Consider the following 20,502-nt stretch of genomic DNA (forward strand, 5'->3'; position numbering starts at 1 on the left):
ATTCAGTGCCCGAACTGCGGAGGCACGATGATTCAAGCGAGAAATAATCCCAAGTGAACGAGGTTCACTTGGGACGTCATTAAGTCGCGTTAGCGATTTTGTTCTTTTTCAAAGAGAATGACAGCTATTTCCCAACACACCAGCAGGTGATGCTGAACTTTCAGGTGCATGATTTAGACGAAATGATTCAGCACCTCGAGCGCATAGGGGTGCCGCTTGCTAAGCAACAGGAAAATAGCGAATACGGAAAATTTCTATGGATTACAGATCCGGAGGGCCGGTTGATTGAACTTTGGGAGAAGTAAGGTGCACAGTTGAGTACATCTTGTCATAAACTAATAAAGCCCTAATCATTTCCTAATTGACATTTTATTGGTTTTGCCGTAATTTAAAATTAATTGAATGGTCGAGAGATGTTGTGAAACTTTTTATATGCTGAGGAAGCTTGAGCGTGCTGTTAAATGAAAATTTGACTGGACGAAAAGGCAGCCTATCTAGTGAAAAAGTTACATAAGATAAATCGGTGTATTTCTTAGCTATGTTTAGTTTAAGGAATAGGCCGATTTTTTTTTTTACATCTCAACGGCAATAAAAAGGGGGAACAGCTTTTTTGAAAAAGACAAAAGGAACGATAGAAACAGAGATCAGCAAGGTCATAACGCAGTGGGAAAAGGATTTTCTCGGGCGAGGTTCGGTGTCCGTTAAGACCGATATATTGCGCGATATGATTATCGTTAACCTGCAGGGTGTGCTGACGCCTGCGGAATACGTGGTTTGTGAAACGAAAGAGGGCATGCTGATGATCAAGAAAACGCGTTCCGAGCTTGTGGAATGTGGAATCGAAAATCTGAAGGATATCATCCTCACGATAACAGGTGAAAAAGTGAAAAGCTTTCATACCGATATCAGCTCGCGTACAGGCGAACGGGTGATGGTCTTTAAACTAGAGGAAAACTTAGAAAAGAAAATAACATAATGGGAGATCTTTAAAAGACGAGACGTCAGTTAAAGATAAACCGGCAATTCAGTAAAAAGCGGCGAGAACCGTTTGAATGCTGATATTGTCGGTTTTTTTTATAAATAAAAAGATCAGGAGGAAGAAGTCATGAACGATATGATCGTGCAAAATCTGTTATCACCGGCTGTTTTATTTTTCGTATTAGGCGTGATCGCGGCACTGTTTAAATCAGATTTAAAGTTCTCGAATGGATTTAGCGAAGGGCTGAGCATTTATTTGTTAATTGCCATTGGCATGAAAGGGGGAATCGAACTTTCCAAGTATTCCATTGAGGCGGTGTTCGCTCCTATAGTAGGTGCGTTGTTTTTGGGAATCGTTATCCCATTTATTACGCTGATTGTGATGAAGTTCATCAAAATGGATTTGAAGAATTCGGTTGGACTGGCGGCCACATACGGATCGATCAGCATCGTGACGTATGGCGCGGCGATATCTTTTTTGAACAACACAGGTACGTCGTATGAAGGATTCATGAACGCCATCGTCGTGTTAATGGAAAGTCCAGCTATACTGGTGTCTCTGCTCGTACTGAAGATCATGGAAAACAAGCGAGATGTGCTGATGGTTCCATCTCAGCGCTTAGGGTTCGTCCCTAGTTACAGCAATCTAATCGACAAATCCATCCTGAAAGAAACGATTTTTGGGAAGAGCATTTTGTTGCTCGTCGGAAGCTTACTAATTGGTGTGATACTCGGCGAACAGGCGCTGCCAAAGGTGCAGCCGCTGTTCATCGACTTATACAGCAGTGTGCTCGTGCTTTTTTTGTTAAACATGGGACTGGTGGCGGGTCAGCGCTTGCCGGAAGTGAAGAAGCATGGAGTAAAGCTCATCATCTTTGGTATCTTAGCTCCGCTCGTGTTCGGCAGCTTAGGAGTGCTTGTTGGAAGCGTGGTCGGCTTGTCACTAGGGGGTGTGACGCTCATGGGCGTTTTAGCGGGAAGTGCCTCATACATCGCCGCACCGGCAGCGCTCAAAACGTCCGTGCCAGATGCCAGTCCGTCCATTTATTTAGGACTATCGCTCGGCGTGACGTTTCCGTTTAACTTACTTATTGGCATTCCCGTATTTCATGAACTGGCGAAATTCATATCTTAAGGAGGAACAGTTATGGCCAAAACATTGATTGTGACAGGTGGAGGAGAAGAGTGGTCTTCGTTATTTTCGGACATTACCAAGAAAAAGAAAGAGGACCTCGTGATTTTGAGAAGTTGCGGATCGGTTATATTGCAACCGTATGGCTGTCTGATGAGAAATATCATTCTTGCCATATACACTGAAAACGCAGATGAAATTGTGATGATTGGCGAGCGGGATAGGACGGAGAATAACGTGAGCAAAGAGATGCTTTGGGATAAAATTCAACAAACCGGTGTAACGAAACGAGTCATCCACACGATTAACTATACCGATGTTGTGAATCACGATGTGCTGCAATGGCTTGCTGGTCCGCACGATAGCTATGAGATCATGAGGAACAATATTGAACGGATAAAGAAGCATCCTCTGATTCCAAAATCTATTGATGTTCATGGATATATGGTGAATCGCTCAGGAGAGTTTGAGAAGTGGAGATAAAAGAAGTGATTGCTAACTTTTTCGGCAAAAGGATGGCGACTTTGGCTACTATGCATCAAAAAGAAAAAGTCATGTCGCCATTGCTCGAAAAACACCTTAGAGTGAGAGTGCATGTTCCGACTCAGTTGAATACAGACACATTCGGTACGTTTACTCGAGACGTTGATAGGATGGGAAATCAACTAGAAGCAGCCAGGCATAAAGCTCAGCATGCGCTATCGTTAACAGGTCATACGATTGCGATTGCGAGTGAGGGACTATTCGGTCCGCACCCGCTTGTACCGTGGGTGGGGTATAACCGCGAGCTCGTTTTGTTGATTGATGTAGAGAATCAATTTGAAATAATAGGAGAATCGATGACGACCGATACGAACTTAAAAAGCTTGCAGATAAAGAATATAGAAGACGCACATCGATTTTGTGAGAAAGTTGGATTTCCCGAGCATGCAGTGATCGTGCGGAACAATAATGAGTGGATAAAAGGAATAACAAGTAAAAAAGAGTTGGAGCAAGCCTTTGAGCGTCTGATGAAAAGCGCTGATAAAGACTTCAGTATAGAAACCGATATGCGCGCTATGTTCAATCCGACCAGAATGAAATATATTGAGGCAGCAACACAAAACCTTATCGATAAGATTTATAGCCTCTGTTCCAAATGTTCCTACCCAGGCTTTGAGGTCGTGGAAAGAAAAAAAGGATTGTTGTGCCGAGAATGCGGGTTAAAGACACCACTAATCATTGCCGATGTTTATCGCTGTAAAAAATGTGGCCATTGTGAGGAAAAACTGTATCCGAAAGGGAAGACATTTGCCGATCCGGTGAATTGTTTGTTTTGTAATCCATAAGGTATTGAGAAAGGCAGCCGACCACTCGGGTCGGCTGCCTTTGACAATATATTAATCTTTCTTTTTCTTATCCGGACGAACAATCAACGGCCGCATCATATCATGATCTTCATGCTCTAACCTGTGGCAGTGCCACACATAATCGCCGCAATACGGCTGGAATTTCATAATGAGCCGAACGGTTTGGTTGGCGTCTACAAGTACGGTATCCTTTATCCCGAAGTCCGCTGGCAATGGCGGAAGTTTGTTGCCTTGTGCGTCGAATCGGCCGATGATGCGGAAATCGACGAGGTGGATATGAATCGGATGAATGCCCGGTGTCTGGTTAACGAGCTCCCAAATTTCCACCGAGCCAATTAGCGGTGTTTCGGTCGGGTGATCGCTCCATGTCTTATCGTCAAACAACAGCATGAGCCGGCCGTATTCGTCTTCCGAGTCGTTTAACGTGATACGTCTAATTTTCCTCACTTGATCGAGCGGAATCGGAGGGAGGGTGCTCAAGTGTTCAGGCACTTGACTGCGGTCAGGAGCACATAGTTCCTTCGCTACCTTAAATTGCATAATGTTGCCGATTTCACTGTCTAGTTCAAACCCGTCCTGCAGCACAACGTTTTGCCCTTTTAATTGTGAAAAATCAACCACAATATCAATCCGTTCAGCTGGGGAAACGTCCAGACTACTTACTTGAATGGGACGTGCGAGTAAACCGCCGTCTGTTCCGATTAAAAAGAATGGCATATTGTTGCTGAACTGAAATTTGTACGTGCGGGTGTTGGAGGCGTTCAGCAGGCGGAACCGGTACTTGCGCGGCTCTACTTTTAAAAATGGCCACACTTTGCCGTTTACGGTTACCGTATCGCCGAAAAAGGCGGGCACGATGGAAGGATTCGGCAGGTCGGGAGATGGATTTCGCGGCTGCGATGGGTAAAAGAGCGAGCCGTCCGGATTGAACGAACGGTCCACAACGACGAGCGGAACCTCGTATTTTCCTTTTGGCAGGCGCAAGGATTTTTCCTTTTCATCACGGATGAAATACATTCCGGCAAGACCGGCATACACGTTAAGACGGGTGATGCCGAGCGCATGGTCATGATACCAAAGGTTGGTCGCGCGCATGGCGTTCGTATAATGATAGATTTTCTTCTCGAAATGGGAGCCTGTCACTTTATAATTGCGCGTGAACCAGGCTTCAGGATGACCGTCACTCGCAGGTTCAGAAGGACTTCCGTGAAGATGAACGACCGTCCGCACTTCTGGTGTGTCCATCGCACCGTGAATGGTCGTGTCGACCGGCAGAAAATGCTTGAGTGGAAGCTTGTTCTGCCACTTCACATAAATATCTTCATCTTTCTTTACCTCAAACGTCGGCCCAGGCACGAGTCCGTTGTAGCCCCATACCTTCGCTTTTGGCAAATCTTTGTGAAACCGGTGCAGCGTTTCAAGCATCTTAACCTCATAATACGGCTTCCCCCGATACGTTCCATCTGGCTTGATCACAGACGGAATCGGAAGAGCATCCACAAACTTTCGCAGCTCCAAACGTTTCATTCTCCTTTTATATAAATCAACTCTTTTTATTAAATGAAGGAGTGCCGGAAAATGTTTGTTTACCTACCCATGAAAAAGTACTTTTTTAATACTGCCAATATTGCTGAGTATAATGAGTTTGCGGAACATACTGATGGTATCTGCTGCAATTGGTATACGGCCCGATATAAGTGGAAGGTTTAATTGGGGCAATGGCCTGTTGCCATTGATTCTGGTCCAGGCAATACGTATGCGCCATAACATTGGCCGGAGTGAATGCTAAAATGTCGGAGCCTAGTACGACTTCTGGTGTAGAAGCATTGAAAATAGCCAGCAGGTGCGTGTGATCCTGCAAAGCGATTTCATAGTGCCACCAGCCTTGCGGAATGTTAGCTATTTGTCCAGGCGTGACCTGAAACTGCAGCAGTTGCTTCGTGTGAGGATTCAGTATCGCCACGAGCACAGAACCGGAAATGACATACACGAGCTCGGCGGCGTTTTGATGATAATGAGGTTCTACAACATTATTTTTGCTCATGAAAATATCAAGAAGAGAGAGATTCTCCAGAGAGTTCAGCTGTTTCACACCGGCTATGTTTATATAATTCTCGTTATCTTTTACAAACAAAGGGCTTGTATTCACATCAAACGTATATTGAACAGAGTGAGAGCGGTTATCCATGTCTTCACCTCATAAAGATTCTGCGTTATGTAGCATGTTATGCGAAGACCCAGCGTTCGTGATGATTTACTGAATGGTTTCAGATAGCTCAACAATAATCCCTTCTGGCCCGCGAACGTAACATAACTTACATGTTTTTTCATAACGCTTGATCTCACTAATTGCAGCTGTTCCTTTTTCGTTTAATTTCGCAACAATGCTTTCCATATCCTCCACCTTAAAGGCGATATGCTGGATATTCAGGGGATGAGCATTACGCTCAGGTATGACGTTTTCAGCAGAATGAAATTGGATGAGCTCAATCCATATGTGGTCATCAGACGCACCAAACCCTGTGCAGGTTGCGGTCGTGTTGGGCACCCCGGTGAACGCCAAGATCCATTCCTCATTTACATCCCATTGTCCTTTCAGCTCAAGTCCAATATCTAGAAAAAATGCTGTAGCTGCAGACAGGTCGTTCACAATCACACCCATATGATTGGCTTTCTGGATTTTCATCTTGAATACCTCCAATTTGATGTGTTAATGAGATCGCCATTCATACAAAATATCCGGCAGATTCTCTTCGTTTTCGTTGCCTCTGCCGATTATCGTAAATCCATGCTTTTCATAAAATTGCTGAGCGTTTTTATTCACTTCAAACGTGTAAAGCGTTAGCACACCAGTTGAGTGAGCTTTCGCTCGATGCAGCAGCACGTTTCCTACGCCGAGACCTTGATAGTTAATATGAACATAAAGTTGGCTAATTTCCCGCTCGTTATAAGCAATCATGCCGACAAGTTGCTCATGAATAAAAGCCAATTCAATAAGATATTGTTTTGGTAAAATTTGATTTTAAAAATGGATATGGCTCTCGACGCTGTGAATGTCCTTCTGGCCAATGGCGTGTTCCTTGCTATCCCGCCACATCGTCACCGTTTGTTCAGCGTATGAAGGATCGTAGGGAATGATTTGAACCTGACCATTATTCCGCACAAGCGCACTCTCTGAACATCTCCAACCACTCCGGATAATTATTCATTTTCTTAGAAATTTGAAAAAACATACCCATGAAGCCTAAGTGAACAATGCTATATTCATCATTGGGCATATGAGGGGCAAAGGTAGAGAATACCTGGAAATCAATTCTTTCAACGATGACACTTTCTGGTGTAATCTTTCCAGTTTCTTTTTCTGTATAAGCATGATAATCTTGCTCCGTCGGATTCGTACCCGCGGCAAGTACCGCGACCACAAATAAAACGCAGACAATAGACAAAACGTATCTTTTCATTGATTGTCCCCCTCAAGAAAAAAACGAAAAAACTCCCTGATGGATAACGATCTAGGGAGTCTTAATAATCTTAATCTCTTCAAACGGATAAAACACGATGTTCGTTGTTCCGATGATTTTATCGTAATGAACCGCGCCGATCTCCCGGCTGTCACGGCTGTCTCTTCGATTATCACCCATTACAAACAGGTGATCTTTCGGAACCGTTTTGCTTCCTACCGCCGTATCCTCTAACGTGAAGGGATAGGTTAAAACATCTCCGTTCAATTTTTCCTTAAAAGGCGTAAGGTATGGCTCTTCATACGCTTTGCCATTTATGTACAGCACATCGTCTTTATAGTGAATCTTGTCTCCCGGCAGCCCGATAACCCGCTTGATGTAATCTCTGCCGTCCGGAGCGTGAAACACCACAATGTCGAATCGTTCAGGTTCGCCAATCTTCGTAACAAGCATACGCTCCGCGTCCACAAGGGTAGGATTCATAGACTCCCCGTCCACCACAATCGGACTAAAGATAAACGTGCGCACAATGAAAACGATAGCTAAAGCACCAAGAAGGGCCTTCACCCATTCGAACAGTTCATTCTTTCTTTTCTTAGCCATATTCTTCAGCCTCCATTTAACAGTGAAAAAGCACCGCGATTAGCCGTGCTTTTTCACTCAACAGTTATCTCTGCTGTTCGCTGTATTTCTTAAAATTGTTCAAAAAGCCCTGCCAGCCTTCTTTTTGCTGCTCGATGGAAAACGTACCTTCTGCTTCAAATTCCTCCACTACCTTCGTTTCGCCGCCTTGTTCGATAAATTGAATCGTAACTTTGCGTCCATCATCGATGGTGTAGGCAATGTACTCGTTTTCCTTGATCTCATCATATGATCCCGTCATATCAAATCCAAAGCTGCCGTCCTTTGCTTCCATTCGTGTTAGAAATCTTCCGCCTGCTTTCAAATCATTTTCCGCGTGCGGCGCATGCCAGTCATCTGAAGCAAATGACCATTGCGTGATATGCTGCGGCTCTGTCCAATACTTCCACACCTTCTCAGCAGGAGCTTGAACCACCGTTTCTACCGTAATCGTCGTCTTTCCACTCGTTTGCATGTTATGACCACCTTTCAAACAGAGGATAGTTATTGTTTTCGCTACGTTTGGTGAATGTCCTGCACTCGCTTGATTCTAATCTCATAACAAGGTAAGTTGAAGGAAGAGATCAAGAACGGACAGAAGGAGACGAAGCGCATGAACAGGAAGGTGAAGACGAATTTAATCAAGGAAATGTGCGGTATCGTCTCCTTTAAAAAGGGCAGTGCCTTTCATGCTGCCAATAAAGTGAATATCAAGGAATTTAACGAGGATCGTTGTGAAGCAATTGTGAGCGGTGTGGAAGATTTCCATGTCACGATTGATCAAAAAATGCAGACATCCTGCAGCTGTCCTTCACTCGCAAACTATCAAAAGTCCTGCCAGCACGTTGCGGCAGTTCTTTTAGCGATCCAGGAAATTCAACAGAAAAGAAATTTTGGGGTGGAATCGTCATCTGAAAACGAGCTGACGCGAGAGTTTCTAACTCTGTTTAACACAAGTGCGGCAAGATCCAGTGCCCATCAGCTTCATTTCGAAAAAAGAGACGTGCAGGATGTGACGTTTATTTTAGAGCCAGTTGATTGTGAAAACGGCGATGTGTTGTTCGGGTTGAAACTAGAAGTTGGAGGTACAAAAGTAAACGATGTTGTGCGTTTTCTTGCTGACTTGAAGCGTGGCAGACCGAACGGTATCTTTGATCCGAACTTGAACTGTTTTGTAAAAGAAAACGATGTGGTGATGCAAGAATTGGCTGATGTTAAAGATGATGAACGGGAAGTGTCACCGCAAATCATCATTCCGCCTGCCGCATGGAAACGCCTCGCTAGCATGCTGGCTGCAGCGCCATCCGTCACACTGCACCACCGCGGCTTTTCGTATCACAAGCTTCGTATCGTAGATGAAACACCGCCGTTATCGTTCTTATTAGAAGAAAAAGGTGCGCAGTACGTGCTCTCGATCAACGGATTTGACCGGATGGCCGTCATGAAACGTTACAGCTCAGTGCTGTTTGACGGTGTTCTTTATCAGCTGCAGCAGCAGGATGGCGACCGGTTAGCGGAATTAAAGCAGATGCTGTCTTTCCCAGGGACAAACCACATTCACATTCCGCACGAGCAGATTGACGAGTTTCTTACCCATATTGTGCCGAGTCTAAAACGAATCGGCAGTGTAAAGCTTGATTCTGTGCTGTCGCAACGGTTCCATAAAACGCCGCTCGTCGCAAAGCTATACCTGGACCGGGTGAAAAATCGGCTGCTCGCAGGACTCGAGTTAGTGTATGAAAATGTTGTGATTCAGCCGCTGGAATCACAGGATTCGCCAGTAGCTGGACCGCTAATCGTCCGGGATACGGAGAAGGAAGAGACCATTTTGCAGCTGATGGAGGAAAGCGGCTTTTTCCGATCCGACGGCGGCTATTTTATGCAAAATGAAGAGCTGGAGTATGAATTTCTGTTTCATACCGTACCAAAGCTGCAGCAGCTAGTTCAGCTGTACGCGACAACTGCTGTGCGGACGCGCATCGTAAAAAAAGATGTGTTTCCAAGAATTAAAGTGAAGGTGAAAAAAGAGCGGACGAACTGGCTCGAATTTAAGTTTGAAATGACCGGAATCAACGATCAAGAGATTCGTGATATGTTAACGGCGTTAGAGGAGAAGCGAAAATATTACCGATTAAGAAACGGTGCACTGATGTCGCTCGAAACGAGGGAAATGCAGGAGATCCAGCGATTTCTCGCCGCCGCCCCGGTTCAGGAAATGGACCATGAAGCACGGTTGAACATGCCGTTCATTCAGAGTTTGTCGTTTTTAGATGCTATGGACGACAGTTCCGTTTTCACTGCAGAAGAGTCGTTTCAGCAGTTTCTTGAGCAGCTGCGCAATCCGAATAGCTTAGATTTTCAGGTGCCGGAGAGCTTGAATTCTGTTTTGCGAGATTATCAAAAGCATGGGTTTCGATGGATGAAAACGCTGGCCAGCTTCGGCTTTGGCGGTGTGCTGGCCGATGACATGGGACTCGGCAAAACGGTGCAAGCGATCGCGTTCATCGTTTCCGAGCTGACCACGATCCGAGAGCGAAGCATGCCGATCTTAATCGTCTGTCCGTCATCGCTCACATATAATTGGCGTAATGAAATGATGAAGTTTGCACCGATGCTGCAGGCGGTCGTGATGGACGGCAGCAGGCGCGAACGCGAAAATCTGCAGCGTGACCTCGACGATGTGGATGTGATCATCACGTCGTATTCGTTATTGCGCCGCGATATTTCCTGGTATGCGGGGCAGACGTTTCACACCGTTTTCTTTGATGAAGCACAATATTTCAAGAACCCGCTCACCCAGACGGCGATGGCGGTGAAACGAATTCAGGCCGAACACCGTTTCGGATTGACCGGAACGCCAGTTGAAAATTCTATTGAAGAACTGTGGTCGATCTATCATGTTGTCTTTCCACAGCTTTTCAAAGGGTTGAAGGAGTTCAGCTTTTTGCAGCGGAGTGATATATCGCGCAGAGTCCGGCCATTCTTGCTGCGCCGGAAAAAGGAAGACGTATTGAGTGAACTACCGGATAAGATTGAAAGCCGAGAATCAACCGAGTTGCTGCCAGAGCAGAAAAAGCTGTACGCCGCTTATTTAGCGAAGCTGCGGCACGATACGTTAAAACACCTCGATAAAGAGACGATCCGGAAAAACCGCATCCGCATATTAGCCGGACTCACGCGTCTGCGGCAAATCTGCTGCCATCCGTCCCTTTTCGTCGACGGATATAACGGCAGTTCAGCCAAATTTGAACAGCTGCTGCAGCTGTTGGAAGAAGCGCGAATGTCAGGTCGGCGAGTCCTCATTTTCTCGCAGTTTACGAAAATGCTGCAGCTGATCGGGCGGGAGATGACAGCACGCGGCCAGACGTACTTTTACCTGGACGGCGCAACGCCATCCGAAGACCGGCTGGACATCTGCAACCGATTTAACAGCGGCGAACGTGATTTGTTCCTGATTTCTTTAAAAGCAGGAGGAACCGGCCTGAATCTGACCGGGGCAGACACGGTCATTCTATACGACCTATGGTGGAACCCAGCGGTCGAACAGCAAGCCGCCGACCGAGCCCACCGAATGGGGCAGAAAAACACCGTCCAGGTTATCAAGCTTATTTCTAGAGGTACTATAGAAGAAAAAATGTACGAGCTGCAGGAGAAGAAGAGAGATCTGATATCGGATATGATGGATGGGGAAGCCGGAAGCGGGAGTTTGACCGAGGAGGATATTCGGGAGATTCTAAATGTATGATTAATAAAAAGCTCTTCAATCTAAAGACGATTGGAGAGCTTTTTAAGTTACTTCATCGCTTTATGAACGACGGGCGAGGACAGCCTTATTAAGGTAGATGGCTTTCCGAGCGGCATGGTAGAATCTATGAATGTTTCCAGCGAGTGAACGGTATCGGTAACAACCTTGATCAGGTAATTGTATTGACCAGCTAACCGGTGGCATTCAATGACATCAGGGTGGTTTTTGCAAAACTCCACGAACGAGCTGCATTTTGTATCATCATATAAAATGAACGCCATGATTGGCTTCTGTATTTTTTCCGGATTAACGACGGCCCTGTAGCTCTCAATAATTCCCTTGTCCTCGAGTTTCTTCACTCTTTCGTTCACAGCAGGAGTTGACAGTCCAATTTTCTTTCCCAATGCTGTCATGGATATCCGCGCATCATCCTGCAGGTGCTGTAATATCTCGTAATCGATCTCATCCATATATAATACACCCCACTTTAAATTTTAAAGAAAACCTTTTGTTTTTCCGTCATTACATAAGCAAACAGTCGAAATTAGCGTGAAATTCGCATGTGAAAATAAGATAGGTCAAATTATAATGGATATCAGAAGGGTATGACAACAAAAAACAATAAAGGGGTTGTTTTCCAATATGTTAGAAATGAGAGAGAGCTGTGAAAAATGTGCTGTGAAATTACACAAAACGTCACTATCGTTTATCTGTGTTCATGAATGTACGTTTTGCGAGGATTGTACAGTAAAGAGCCACCATATATGTCCCAATTGTAACGGTGAACTCGTGCCGCGTCCTAAACCAGGGAATGTGAACGTCAGCTGTTCAATTGTTTAAATGATGGGGTCCGGTACGTTTACATTACAGCTATAGCCATTAGCAGCTGTCATTTGTAAACGTACCGGACCCCGGTTTTGTAAATTCGTTATCGATGCTGATCGACCAAAATAATATTGCCATCCGGATCCTCAATCGTAAAGTGCGCAGGTCCTTCGCCGGTTTCCTCTGCTTTCGTCTGCAACACAACACCTTGCTCTAAAAGCTGTTTTTGAATATCACGAACATCAGTAAATGATTCTACGTTCTCTGCGTTCTGATTCCATCCTGGATTAAAGGTTAGAATGTTTTTTTCAAACATTCCTTGAAAAAGGCCAATAACCGTATCTTCATTCTTCATGATGAGCCAATTGTTAGCAAGCTCTCCGCCGAGTGTTTCAAATCCTAATTTTTCGTAAAACGCTTTTGATTTGTTAATGTCTTTTACCGTTAAACTTACAGAGAATGCGCCTAGTTTCATAGTTCCTCCTGTATCCATCGTTATTTCTTCAACTACATATACTTCATCTTATGGCAGAACTCCTGCGAAAGCATGTTAAAAGGATAATAAAGTAAATCGTGATATAATCCGAATTACAATGGAAATTGCAGGAGGAATGGTTATGGAACTAGGCATAAGCACATTCGTAGAAACGACGCCGGATGTGAAATCGGGGCACGTGATCAGCCATGCAGAGCGGCTGCGGGAAGTGGTGGAGGAGATTGTTCTAGCGGATCAGGTGGGACTGGATGTGTTTGGTGTCGGTGAGCATCATCGTGAGGATTTTGCTGCGTCATCGCCAGCCGTTGTCCTGGCGGCTGCGGCCACTCAGACGAAGAACATCCGCCTGACGAGTGCCGTGACTGTGCTGTCCTCGGCTGACCCGGTTCGCGTGTATCAAGATTTTGCTACGCTTGACGGCTTATCGAACGGACGCGCTGAAATTATGGCAGGGCGGGGCTCGTTCATTGAATCGTTCCCGTTGTTCGGTTACGATTTGCGAGATTACGAGGAGCTGTTTGAAGAGAAGCTGGATTTACTGCTAACGCTGCAAAAGTCGGAGAACGTGACGTGGAGCGGCAAGCACCGCCCTGCGATTGAAAATGTGAGCGTGTATCCGCGCCCTGTACAGGATCCGCTGCCGATTTGGATTGGAAGCGGCGGAAATCAGGAGTCGGTCGTTCGCGCCGGGTTGCTCGGCTTGCCGCTCGTACTCGCCATTATCGGCGGAAGCCCGCTGCACTTTGCTCCGCTCGTGCAGCTTTACAAGCAAGCGGCCAAACACGCCGGACATGATGAGAACAAGCTGAAGGTCGCGTCGCATTCACATGGCTTTGTGGCGCAGGATACGGAGACGGCAGCTGACCTGTTTTTCCCATCAACGGCTGTTGTGATGAACAAGCTGGGCCGTGAGCGTGGGTGGAGTCCTTACACACGTGAGACGTTTGATGCGGCACGCAGTTTGAACGGTGCGCTGTATGTCGGTGATCCGCAAACTGTTGCCGAGAAAATACTTCACCTCCGTAAAAATGTCGGTGTTACACGGTTCATGCTGCACGTTCCGGTCGGCACGATGCCACACGATCAAGTGATGAATGCGATTGAGCTATTCGGGAAAGAGGTTGCGCCGCGTGTGAGGGAAGACGTGGCAAAGTGGGAAGCGGAGCAGGGTTAAACGAGTTTTAACCCTTTTTCTACAGAAAACTCTTCATTTGAGTTTTTTATCACCAGATCAAAGTTCTCGTGTTTAGGATGCATAAACAGCTCATACTGAATTCTCCGTTCGTTATGGGTCCTTTTTAGAAATGAAGGATCCATTCCTCTTTCTGTTATGTCGCGGACTGACCTTCTCATATATTCGGTTTCACTGTCTGTATACAGATAAATTCTCAGGTCGTACAACTCAGGATTTGTAAACGCCACACTCATGCCTTCTACTATATTGATTTTCTTTTCAGATGAAAGCAGCACACTTCTTGCGTAAGGTGAGCCGATGGAGTACAGATCCAAACCGTCTCTCATCATTTGAACGTCTCTTTCCAATGCAAAAGTGTGATGAGCAGCAGGATAGCAGGCCGTCATTTTTTCCCGGTGCTGGCTGTTCTCATATTCATAGTCAATAAATGCGTGTTTCCTCACATATGAGTCCACGATATAAATATCGGTATTTATAAAATTGATGGTGTTCTGTTCGAGGTTGTTAATAAGCTTTTGTGCAAATGTAGATTTGCCGGATGCCCCATGTCCCGAGATGCCAATTACCAGTCTCCTATTTTCAGAGCGTATGTATTCTGCAATTTCTTGTATGAGTCTCTCCATATGTCCTCCTAATCAATAAAATTGTCAGTTTAATAGTGTACCACAGTTTTCAGAAAAAGTACCGGACCCCGGCTAGTTACAGTATCCACCCATTTAGAACCATGCCGAGGTTAATGATGATGTGGAATGTGATGGCAGGGTAAAGGCTGTTAGTCTTGAGAACGACGATCGCATAAAATAGTCCTCCAAACGAAAAAAGTAAACTCGTTAGCAGTGGCATACCGATTGAAAGATGCAGCAGCCCGAATCCTATGCTCGTTACGCACACGGCATATAGTGGAGAGACATTGTCGCGCAAACTGGACAGCATAACGCCTCGCCAAATGACTTCTTCCAGTATTGCGTTTATTAAAGCGAACACTAACGCAAATAAAATTAGATTTTCGATAGCGCCAATGTCTTGTTTGAAACTTAACGGGATAAAGATTGTACATGAACCAAAAAGACCTGCGAAAAGAAATTTCGGTAGTTTAATCGTATGAAAAGGCATGGATAGTGTTCGATTCCAGTCCGGCATGTTCAAGAAAAATGAAATTCTTTGTTTTGTTAGCGTAAGGGTTAACAACGTGCTAAGAAGGATGAGAAGCAGCAAACTTCTATTAAGAAGGACGGTGGTCTGCAGATCTAAATTTTGTTTCTGTATTATGCTGCTGCCTATTTGAAAGAGGCATAATCCTAGTAAAAAGAAGACAAACAATGAAGCTGTAGAACGGTATGCTCGCTTAGTTAAGAACAAGAGTATTAACAGTGAAAGAGGGAGCAGTCCCCAAGCGAATAGGTTAAGAGAAAAGAGAATAATGCCTGCTAGAAACAGGAATGCTAGTAATGGTGGAATGATGGGAGTTGCCCCCTTTTCTGGGTTTACGAGTATTTTAACATATTTTACCTATATCCTCGTGTCAGTCTGAGAAAGGTCTAATTATATTTGAGCTGAAATAAGCTGTAACAGTCTGAGATTACGAGTGTAGGAGGATAATATGAAAGCTATCGTTACCGAAAAATACGGCAACTCTGATGTGATTCAGATAAAAGAGGTGAATCAGCCCGTTTTGGCAGATGACCATGTGCTTGTTAGGGTGAAGGCCGCTTCAATAAACTATGGCAATTTAGCGCTTTTAACAGGAAAGCCCTTCTTAGCACGTTTCGTTTTTGGGTTAACCAAACCGAAATTCGCCATACCGGGTGGCGATATGTCGGGTGTTGTGGAAGCGGTGGGAAGTAATGTGGCAAAGTTTCAGGAGGGTGACGAGGTGTTCGCGGATCTGTCCGGTGCGGGCTGGGGCAGTTTCGCGGAATATGTGTCTGTTCCGGAGAGCGTGCTCGTTCGGAAGCCTGTGAATCTATCATTTGAGGAGGCTGCAGCCGTTCCGATGGCCGCAGTCACCGCGCTGCAGGCACTGCGCGATAAAGCACGCGTGCAGCCTGACCAGAAAGTACTGGTGTACGGAGCATCAGGCGGTGTCGGAACGTTCGCTGTGCAGATCACCAAAGCGCTCGGTGCAAAGGTGACGGCGGTATGCAGTACGCGTAACGTAGAGATTGTGCGATCCATTGGTGCAGATACGGTGATTGATTACAAGGTGGAGGATTTCACGAAAAAAAGTGATCAGTACGATGTGATACTCGGCACAAACGGAAATCAGCCAATTTCTGTGTATAAAAGCAAACTGCGGCCAGGGGGAATGTTCATATGCGTCGGCGGTTCAGGCTCGCAGCTTTTTCAAAGTATGGTGCGAGGTGTAACGAACAGCAAACAAATCAAAACCTTTCTCCACCGGCCCAAAACAGAAGATCTTGTGTATGTGAGGGAGTTAATAGAAGCAGGTAAAGTAAAACCCGTCATTGACCGAAGCTACACGCTTGCTGAAGTTCCAGAAGCGTTCACGTATTTTGCTGAAGGGCATGCCCAGGGGAAGGTTGTAATCCAAATTCAATAGACGGGGTCCGGTACTCTTCTATTAAAAGTTAATGAGGACAAGGTTTTAGAAAAAAGGTACCGGACCCCGGGCTTGGGTAAAGAATTCAAACTTAATAGAAGGAAACGTATGTTCTTGTGTAGAATACCTTCTTGAAGAATTCAAAATCAGGGAGGTTCTCATGGGTAGACTAATTCATTTTGAGATTCATGTGAGTGACATGGAGCGTGCGAAGGGGTTTTATGGCGAGGTGTTTGGCTGGTCATTTCAGGATTGGAGCGAGTTTGCGGGAATGCCTTACTTTGGGGCGGTAACGGGTGAGGAAGGTCAGCCAGGGATCAACGGTGCGCTCATGCAGCGCCAAGGTCCGCCGCCCGAGCCAGGTCAGCCGTTAAGCGGTTTTGCATGTACGATGGTGGTAGAGGATTACGATGCGACGGACGCGAAGATTCTGCAATACGGCGGTAAAGTCGCTCTTCCGAAACACGCCCTGCCAGGTATGGCATGGCAAGGCTACTACACGGATCCAGAGGGTAACATTTTCGGCATCCATCAGCCGGATGAGAACGCAAAGTAACCAACCGAAGCATCTGGCTGTCATGCCGATGCTTTTTACTTCTTTTTCTTCACGGAACAACCGATGTTTCTAGATGTGATGCTACATTCATCTTCCTAGTTATTAAAGGATTTTTCCTGTTGTTGGAGAAACTACAGGGAAAGTCTTTTTGTTTGGAGGTTTATCGCAATGATTGAAAAAGAGGTCATATTGCCGAATGGCATAAAGCTGCATGTACGGGATAACGAAGCCGAGAACAAGCCGGCTGTGCTGTTTTTGCATTTTAGCGGAGGAACGTCAGCGATTTGGAACGGTGTCCTGCCTTATTTTACGGAGCAATTCCGTGTTATTGCTCCTGACCTGCGCGGACACGGCAAGTCGGACAAACATAGCATCGGCTATCATATCGACGACAAGGCGAATGATATGTATGAACTGTTGAAGCGGCTTGGCATTAGTGAATGTCATGTGGTCGGCAGCTCGCTTGGCGCAGAGGTTGGCGTCAGTCTCGCCGCGGCTCATCCGGAAATCGTGATGTCCCTTGTGTGTGAAGGTGCGCTGTATAACGAACTTGGGGAATACGGCCTCTTTAACGGAAGTAAGGCTGAAATAGAGGAAGAAAAGCAGAAGCGCGTTCAACAGTTTTTACAGCGCGAGGTTCCGGTATACGACACTGCAGAGCAGTACCTTGAAGAAAATAGTGCTCCGTTTATAGAAGAAAATTTGTGGAACGAGCATTTTGCAGCGTATATAAAAAGCACGCTGGCCAAAACAGCGGACGGCCGCTATACAAGCCACTATAGCAACGATGTATTTATTGATTTTATAACCAAGCATTTTGACTATGCATTTGAAGCTTATTATAAAAAGGTACGATGCCCAGTTCTGTTCATGCCAAGCGAGGCCGAGCTGGCGGATGAAAAGATCGTCCACTGCATGAACGCCTTTGCAGCATTAGTGGATCGCTGCGACATAAAGGAGCTAGAAGGATCCCTGCACGCCTATGTGTGGATGCAAATGCCGGACGAGGCGAGTCAAGCGGTTTTAAAGTTCTTCCAAGGTGTACATGTGAACAAATAGTGTTACAGTCTAGCCAACGCGCTAGGCTGTATTTTTTTCGGTTATGTTATCATAAATTTAATATGACGTAATAGAAGATCGTATTGAAAGGTTGTTGAAATGATGATTGGCAGAAATGAGCCGTGCCATTGCGGCAGCGGGAAAAAATATAAAAAATGCTGTGCAGGAAAGGACCCGGCCATCGCCACCGCCACGGCAGTTAAGGAAACAGGATTCGGCCGTTTTATTTCGCTGAAAATGCAGCTGCGTATGAAGCTTGATCTGTTTTTGGACCGAGTACACCCGCGAATTCCTTTTAACAGCATAAGAAAGGCGTTCTTTAAGGAGATGAAGGCGCCACTTCCGGCAGACATGAAAGATACGGTCTTTCAATACTATCTGCATTTCTATCACCGCTTTGACAATCACAAGCGTGCTGTCGAGTGGCTGCTGGATGAAGAGGGCACTAAGCTTGATGTAAATGAGCACAGCCTGCTGAAGCAGTGGTGCGAGCTCGTTCCTCGTCTGCTCGAGTGTGTTGAGCATGTGGATAAAGGGGTCATGGTGCAGGACAAGCTTACGGGCGAAATGTTCCTTATGGGCAGAGATCCGAATATGCATTACATCCACCCGTGGAGCGTGACGTTCGGCATGATTGAAGAATTTGAAGGCGCCTATTATTTAAACGGCATCATGCTCTGGACAGCGCCTGGAGCGGCAGTGGTCATGTATGACGAGTTGTCTAACATTCATACAGATTGCCTTTATGAACACTATCCAAGGCTGTTATCGTTATTTTTAAAAGAGGCAGACAAACCGCCCATTCCTGTTGTTCCTCATCAAGAAGACATTTATGAACTCACGTATACGGTAACAAACTGGGATGCTGTAAAAAGCCGTTTTAGACAATCCTCCAAATGGTCGCTTGTGGATGGAGAATACGTCCTTCTCTCGGATGAAATCATTTATCGTGACAGCTTGTTAAAGTCTTCTGTCGAGATGAATGAAATTCTGGCTAAAGCGGTTATAAAAGGTAATCAGCTCGTGTTTCACTCGCCGATTTTGAAGGAAGCGGACACGTTCAAGAAGAAAATGGAGAAGCTTGGTCTAAAGCTTGTGAATGAGAAGGTTATAAAGCAAAAGCATAATGTAACGATAAAATACACCGGACTTGATTTTGTATTTTATTTTAATGAAATCGTGCCGGACTATGCTATGCTGTTTGCCCAGAAAAAACTGCTGCAAGAGACGGAAAATGAGATATTTGCATTAGGCGCTGCGCTGAAGGATCTTCCGCCAGCAAAAGCAGTTCTTTATTTAAAACAGATTGAACATTTAAGCTCAAAAGATATGAAAAGACTGCATCCAGAAGAGGATGTGACCGAGGATTTCAATACGGTTAGGAAAGAGCTTAACCTGCCGCTGTCCCCGTTTGTAACGGGCGGTGCGAAACGAAAGACGTCACTTCTTCATAAGGGTACGGTTAAGAAGAAAAAGGCGAATGGTGACGCTCCGTTTTTCCTGGAGCATTTTTCAGAGTTCTTTGATTTGAAGACAAGAGGAAAGACAAAGGCAACCGCCAATAAGTATCAACATTCACTAGAGCTTATAGGCATGTGTCTGCTCGAAATCGGTGCCAAGTCATGGGATGACGTGGGTCTGTATGAGTGGGGCAAAATCATGCTGTTTCAGTATTTTGTCATTGAGAATAACGAACCAAGTGTTCATCAAGTCACCCATTTTCTAAGTGCGCTCATGCAGTTCGTAACGTATCAAGATGAAAAACTCGATTATCACTTTTCCCCTTTACTAAAAAAGTTGGTGAAAGAGCACAAACATGATGTACTCGATGCGGTGAAGTTAAGAAGTATCATCAATCCAGCTCCGCATGACTATATCACTCAGGCGTATATTCAAAATTTAAAAGGAATAGAAGGCGTCTTCGCGTTTGAAAAAGTACTGTCAAAATCGGTGAAACTAGTAGAGCTTTCAACAGGCTCACCCTACAATGTGTCCTTGCCCGCTCCTATTCTTCGCGAAAATATCGTTCACCCTGGCATGGTGATGGAAGGACAAATTGTCCAAACCTCTAAAACCGTGCATAAATTTAGCTTTGCCAACCGTATTTTTCCGCCAGGAGCATTGCCCTTTTTGGCAGGAGAGTAGAATAGGTTTATTGAAAGCTGTCTCCACTCGTGGGGATGGCTTTTTTGATGGTGTTCATGTTGGTGGATTTGGAAGGAAACGGAATTATGCCCGCGGATTCTGCTTTTGGGCCTGAGGTGTACGGAACTTGACCCGCGGAGGCCTATATCATGCCCGCGAATCACCGAAACGGACCCGCAATTGTGTAGAACGCGCCCGCGCGGACTAAACATTCATGCCACAACCCGACGAAACAAGGCTGTGATTAGGTAAAAGTCCCGCATATCCAGCAAATGCAGAATCGAGCCGGAATAAACGGCAACTTAACTCCTTAAAACCCTCTTAAACTAGTATAAAACCCACTTTTTCTGGTGATGCTGTGTAAGAATAATAAGTTTGCA

At 45.4% G+C, this 20,502-nt stretch carries 21 protein-coding genes and 2 pseudogenes; 12 read left to right on the top strand and 11 right to left on the bottom strand.

Features of this window, described 5'->3' with window-relative positions; all coding sequences use genetic code 11:
* Nucleotides 1-95: 95 nt before the first annotated feature.
* From ACFQPF_RS12290 to ACFQPF_RS12310, 5 genes and pseudogenes are all read left to right on the top strand, one after another.
* Nucleotides 96-305 (top strand): annotated as a pseudogene (locus ACFQPF_RS12290) (VOC family protein); the annotation flags it as partial.
* Between the two features lie 305 nt (nucleotides 306-610).
* Nucleotides 611-976 carry a Na-translocating system protein MpsC family protein gene (locus ACFQPF_RS12295; protein WP_379750033.1) on the top strand — a complete coding sequence of 122 codons (366 nt, stop codon included), beginning with the start codon at nucleotides 611-613 and terminating at the stop codon, nucleotides 974-976.
* Between the two features lie 129 nt (nucleotides 977-1,105).
* Nucleotides 1,106-2,113, top strand: a complete 1,008-nt coding sequence (locus ACFQPF_RS12300; RefSeq protein WP_379750034.1) for a sodium-dependent bicarbonate transport family permease — start codon at nucleotides 1,106-1,108, stop codon at nucleotides 2,111-2,113.
* 12 nt (nucleotides 2,114-2,125) lie between these two features.
* Nucleotides 2,126-2,593 carry a carbonic anhydrase gene (locus ACFQPF_RS12305; protein ID WP_379750035.1) on the top strand — a complete coding sequence of 156 codons (468 nt, stop codon included), beginning with the start codon at nucleotides 2,126-2,128 and terminating at the stop codon, nucleotides 2,591-2,593.
* The gene (locus ACFQPF_RS12310; protein ID WP_379750036.1) at nucleotides 2,584-3,438 is read left to right on the top strand and encodes a DUF6671 family protein; all 855 of its coding nucleotides are present in this window, start codon (nucleotides 2,584-2,586) and stop codon (nucleotides 3,436-3,438) included. Before ACFQPF_RS12305 ends, ACFQPF_RS12310 begins: the two co-directional genes overlap by 10 nt.
* Before the next feature lie 51 nt (nucleotides 3,439-3,489).
* Here the strand turns inward: ACFQPF_RS12310 and ACFQPF_RS12315 are convergent, their stop codons facing one another.
* From ACFQPF_RS12315 to ACFQPF_RS12345, 7 genes and pseudogenes are all read right to left on the bottom strand, one after another.
* Nucleotides 3,490-4,977, bottom strand: a complete 1,488-nt coding sequence (locus tag ACFQPF_RS12315) for a multicopper oxidase family protein (protein ID WP_379750037.1) — start codon at nucleotides 4,975-4,977, stop codon at nucleotides 3,490-3,492.
* A 94-nt stretch (nucleotides 4,978-5,071) separates the two neighbouring features.
* Nucleotides 5,072-5,647: a cupin domain-containing protein gene (locus ACFQPF_RS12320; RefSeq protein WP_379750038.1), complete on the bottom strand. Its 576-nt coding sequence runs from the start codon at nucleotides 5,645-5,647 to the stop codon at nucleotides 5,072-5,074.
* A gap of 66 nt (nucleotides 5,648-5,713) precedes the next feature.
* Nucleotides 5,714-6,145 (bottom strand): VOC family protein, encoded by a 432-nt coding sequence (locus ACFQPF_RS12325; RefSeq protein WP_379750039.1) that lies wholly within the window; start codon nucleotides 6,143-6,145, stop codon nucleotides 5,714-5,716.
* A gap of 24 nt (nucleotides 6,146-6,169) precedes the next feature.
* Nucleotides 6,170-6,556: pseudogene (locus ACFQPF_RS12330) on the bottom strand (GNAT family N-acetyltransferase).
* Nucleotides 6,557-6,611: 55 nt separating this feature from the next.
* Nucleotides 6,612-6,920 (bottom strand): hypothetical protein, encoded by a 309-nt coding sequence (locus tag ACFQPF_RS12335; RefSeq protein WP_379750040.1) that lies wholly within the window; start codon nucleotides 6,918-6,920, stop codon nucleotides 6,612-6,614.
* Nucleotides 6,921-6,971: 51 nt separating this feature from the next.
* Nucleotides 6,972-7,523: a signal peptidase I gene (lepB, locus tag ACFQPF_RS12340; RefSeq protein ID WP_379750041.1), complete on the bottom strand. Its 552-nt coding sequence runs from the start codon at nucleotides 7,521-7,523 to the stop codon at nucleotides 6,972-6,974.
* A gap of 64 nt (nucleotides 7,524-7,587) precedes the next feature.
* Nucleotides 7,588-8,016: an SRPBCC family protein gene (locus ACFQPF_RS12345; protein WP_379750042.1), complete on the bottom strand. Its 429-nt coding sequence runs from the start codon at nucleotides 8,014-8,016 to the stop codon at nucleotides 7,588-7,590.
* A gap of 138 nt (nucleotides 8,017-8,154) precedes the next feature.
* Here ACFQPF_RS12345 and ACFQPF_RS12350 point away from each other — a divergent pair, with 138 nt between their 5' ends.
* Nucleotides 8,155-11,286 carry a DEAD/DEAH box helicase gene (locus ACFQPF_RS12350; protein ID WP_379750043.1) on the top strand — a complete coding sequence of 1,044 codons (3,132 nt, stop codon included), beginning with the start codon at nucleotides 8,155-8,157 and terminating at the stop codon, nucleotides 11,284-11,286.
* A gap of 47 nt (nucleotides 11,287-11,333) precedes the next feature.
* Here the strand turns inward: ACFQPF_RS12350 and ACFQPF_RS12355 are convergent, their stop codons facing one another.
* The gene (locus ACFQPF_RS12355; RefSeq protein ID WP_379750044.1) at nucleotides 11,334-11,756 is read right to left on the bottom strand and encodes an Lrp/AsnC family transcriptional regulator; all 423 of its coding nucleotides are present in this window, start codon (nucleotides 11,754-11,756) and stop codon (nucleotides 11,334-11,336) included.
* A 181-nt stretch (nucleotides 11,757-11,937) separates the two neighbouring features.
* Between ACFQPF_RS12355 and ACFQPF_RS12360 the strand changes: the two genes are divergently transcribed.
* The gene (locus tag ACFQPF_RS12360) at nucleotides 11,938-12,126 is read left to right on the top strand and encodes a DUF1272 domain-containing protein (protein ID WP_379750061.1); all 189 of its coding nucleotides are present in this window, start codon (nucleotides 11,938-11,940) and stop codon (nucleotides 12,124-12,126) included.
* A gap of 88 nt (nucleotides 12,127-12,214) precedes the next feature.
* On the opposite strand, the gene ACFQPF_RS12365 is transcribed toward ACFQPF_RS12360, so the two are convergent.
* Nucleotides 12,215-12,586 (bottom strand): VOC family protein, encoded by a 372-nt coding sequence (locus ACFQPF_RS12365; RefSeq protein WP_379750045.1) that lies wholly within the window; start codon nucleotides 12,584-12,586, stop codon nucleotides 12,215-12,217.
* 142 nt (nucleotides 12,587-12,728) lie between these two features.
* On the opposite strand from ACFQPF_RS12365, the gene ACFQPF_RS12370 reads away from it, so the two are divergent.
* Nucleotides 12,729-13,781 carry an LLM class flavin-dependent oxidoreductase gene (locus ACFQPF_RS12370; RefSeq protein WP_379750046.1) on the top strand — a complete coding sequence of 351 codons (1,053 nt, stop codon included), beginning with the start codon at nucleotides 12,729-12,731 and terminating at the stop codon, nucleotides 13,779-13,781.
* Here ACFQPF_RS12370 and ACFQPF_RS12375 read toward each other — a convergent pair.
* Together ACFQPF_RS12375 and ACFQPF_RS12380 are read right to left on the bottom strand one after the other, a co-directional pair.
* Nucleotides 13,778-14,425 (bottom strand): uridine kinase family protein, encoded by a 648-nt coding sequence (locus ACFQPF_RS12375; RefSeq protein WP_379750047.1) that lies wholly within the window; start codon nucleotides 14,423-14,425, stop codon nucleotides 13,778-13,780. The two genes, ACFQPF_RS12370 and ACFQPF_RS12375, sit on opposite strands and share 4 nt — an antisense overlap.
* Before the next feature lie 76 nt (nucleotides 14,426-14,501).
* A complete protein-coding gene (locus ACFQPF_RS12380) occupies nucleotides 14,502-14,942 on the bottom strand; it encodes a CPBP family intramembrane glutamic endopeptidase (protein WP_379750062.1) in 441 nt (146 codons plus the stop codon).
* Between the two features lie 460 nt (nucleotides 14,943-15,402).
* On the opposite strand from ACFQPF_RS12380, the gene ACFQPF_RS12385 reads away from it, so the two are divergent.
* The 4 genes from ACFQPF_RS12385 to ACFQPF_RS12400 all read left to right on the top strand — a co-directional run bounded on the left by ACFQPF_RS12385 (nucleotide 15,403) and on the right by ACFQPF_RS12400 (nucleotide 20,122).
* On the top strand, nucleotides 15,403-16,362 hold the full coding sequence (locus tag ACFQPF_RS12385; RefSeq protein WP_379750048.1) for an NAD(P)-dependent alcohol dehydrogenase: 960 nt from the start codon (nucleotides 15,403-15,405) through the stop codon (nucleotides 16,360-16,362).
* A 160-nt stretch (nucleotides 16,363-16,522) separates the two neighbouring features.
* The gene (locus ACFQPF_RS12390; protein WP_379750049.1) at nucleotides 16,523-16,918 is read left to right on the top strand and encodes a VOC family protein; all 396 of its coding nucleotides are present in this window, start codon (nucleotides 16,523-16,525) and stop codon (nucleotides 16,916-16,918) included.
* 168 nt (nucleotides 16,919-17,086) lie between these two features.
* Nucleotides 17,087-17,977 (top strand): alpha/beta fold hydrolase, encoded by an 891-nt coding sequence (locus tag ACFQPF_RS12395; RefSeq protein ID WP_379750050.1) that lies wholly within the window; start codon nucleotides 17,087-17,089, stop codon nucleotides 17,975-17,977.
* A gap of 99 nt (nucleotides 17,978-18,076) precedes the next feature.
* Entirely contained in the window at nucleotides 18,077-20,122 is a 2,046-nt protein-coding gene (locus ACFQPF_RS12400) for a YecA family protein (RefSeq protein WP_379750051.1), read from the top strand.
* Nucleotides 20,123-20,502 lie beyond the last annotated feature (380 nt).

The sequence above is a fragment of the Fictibacillus iocasae genome (assembly GCF_042665465.1).
In the GTDB taxonomy this organism is placed as follows: domain Bacteria; phylum Bacillota; class Bacilli; order Bacillales; family Fictibacillaceae; genus Fictibacillus; species Fictibacillus iocasae.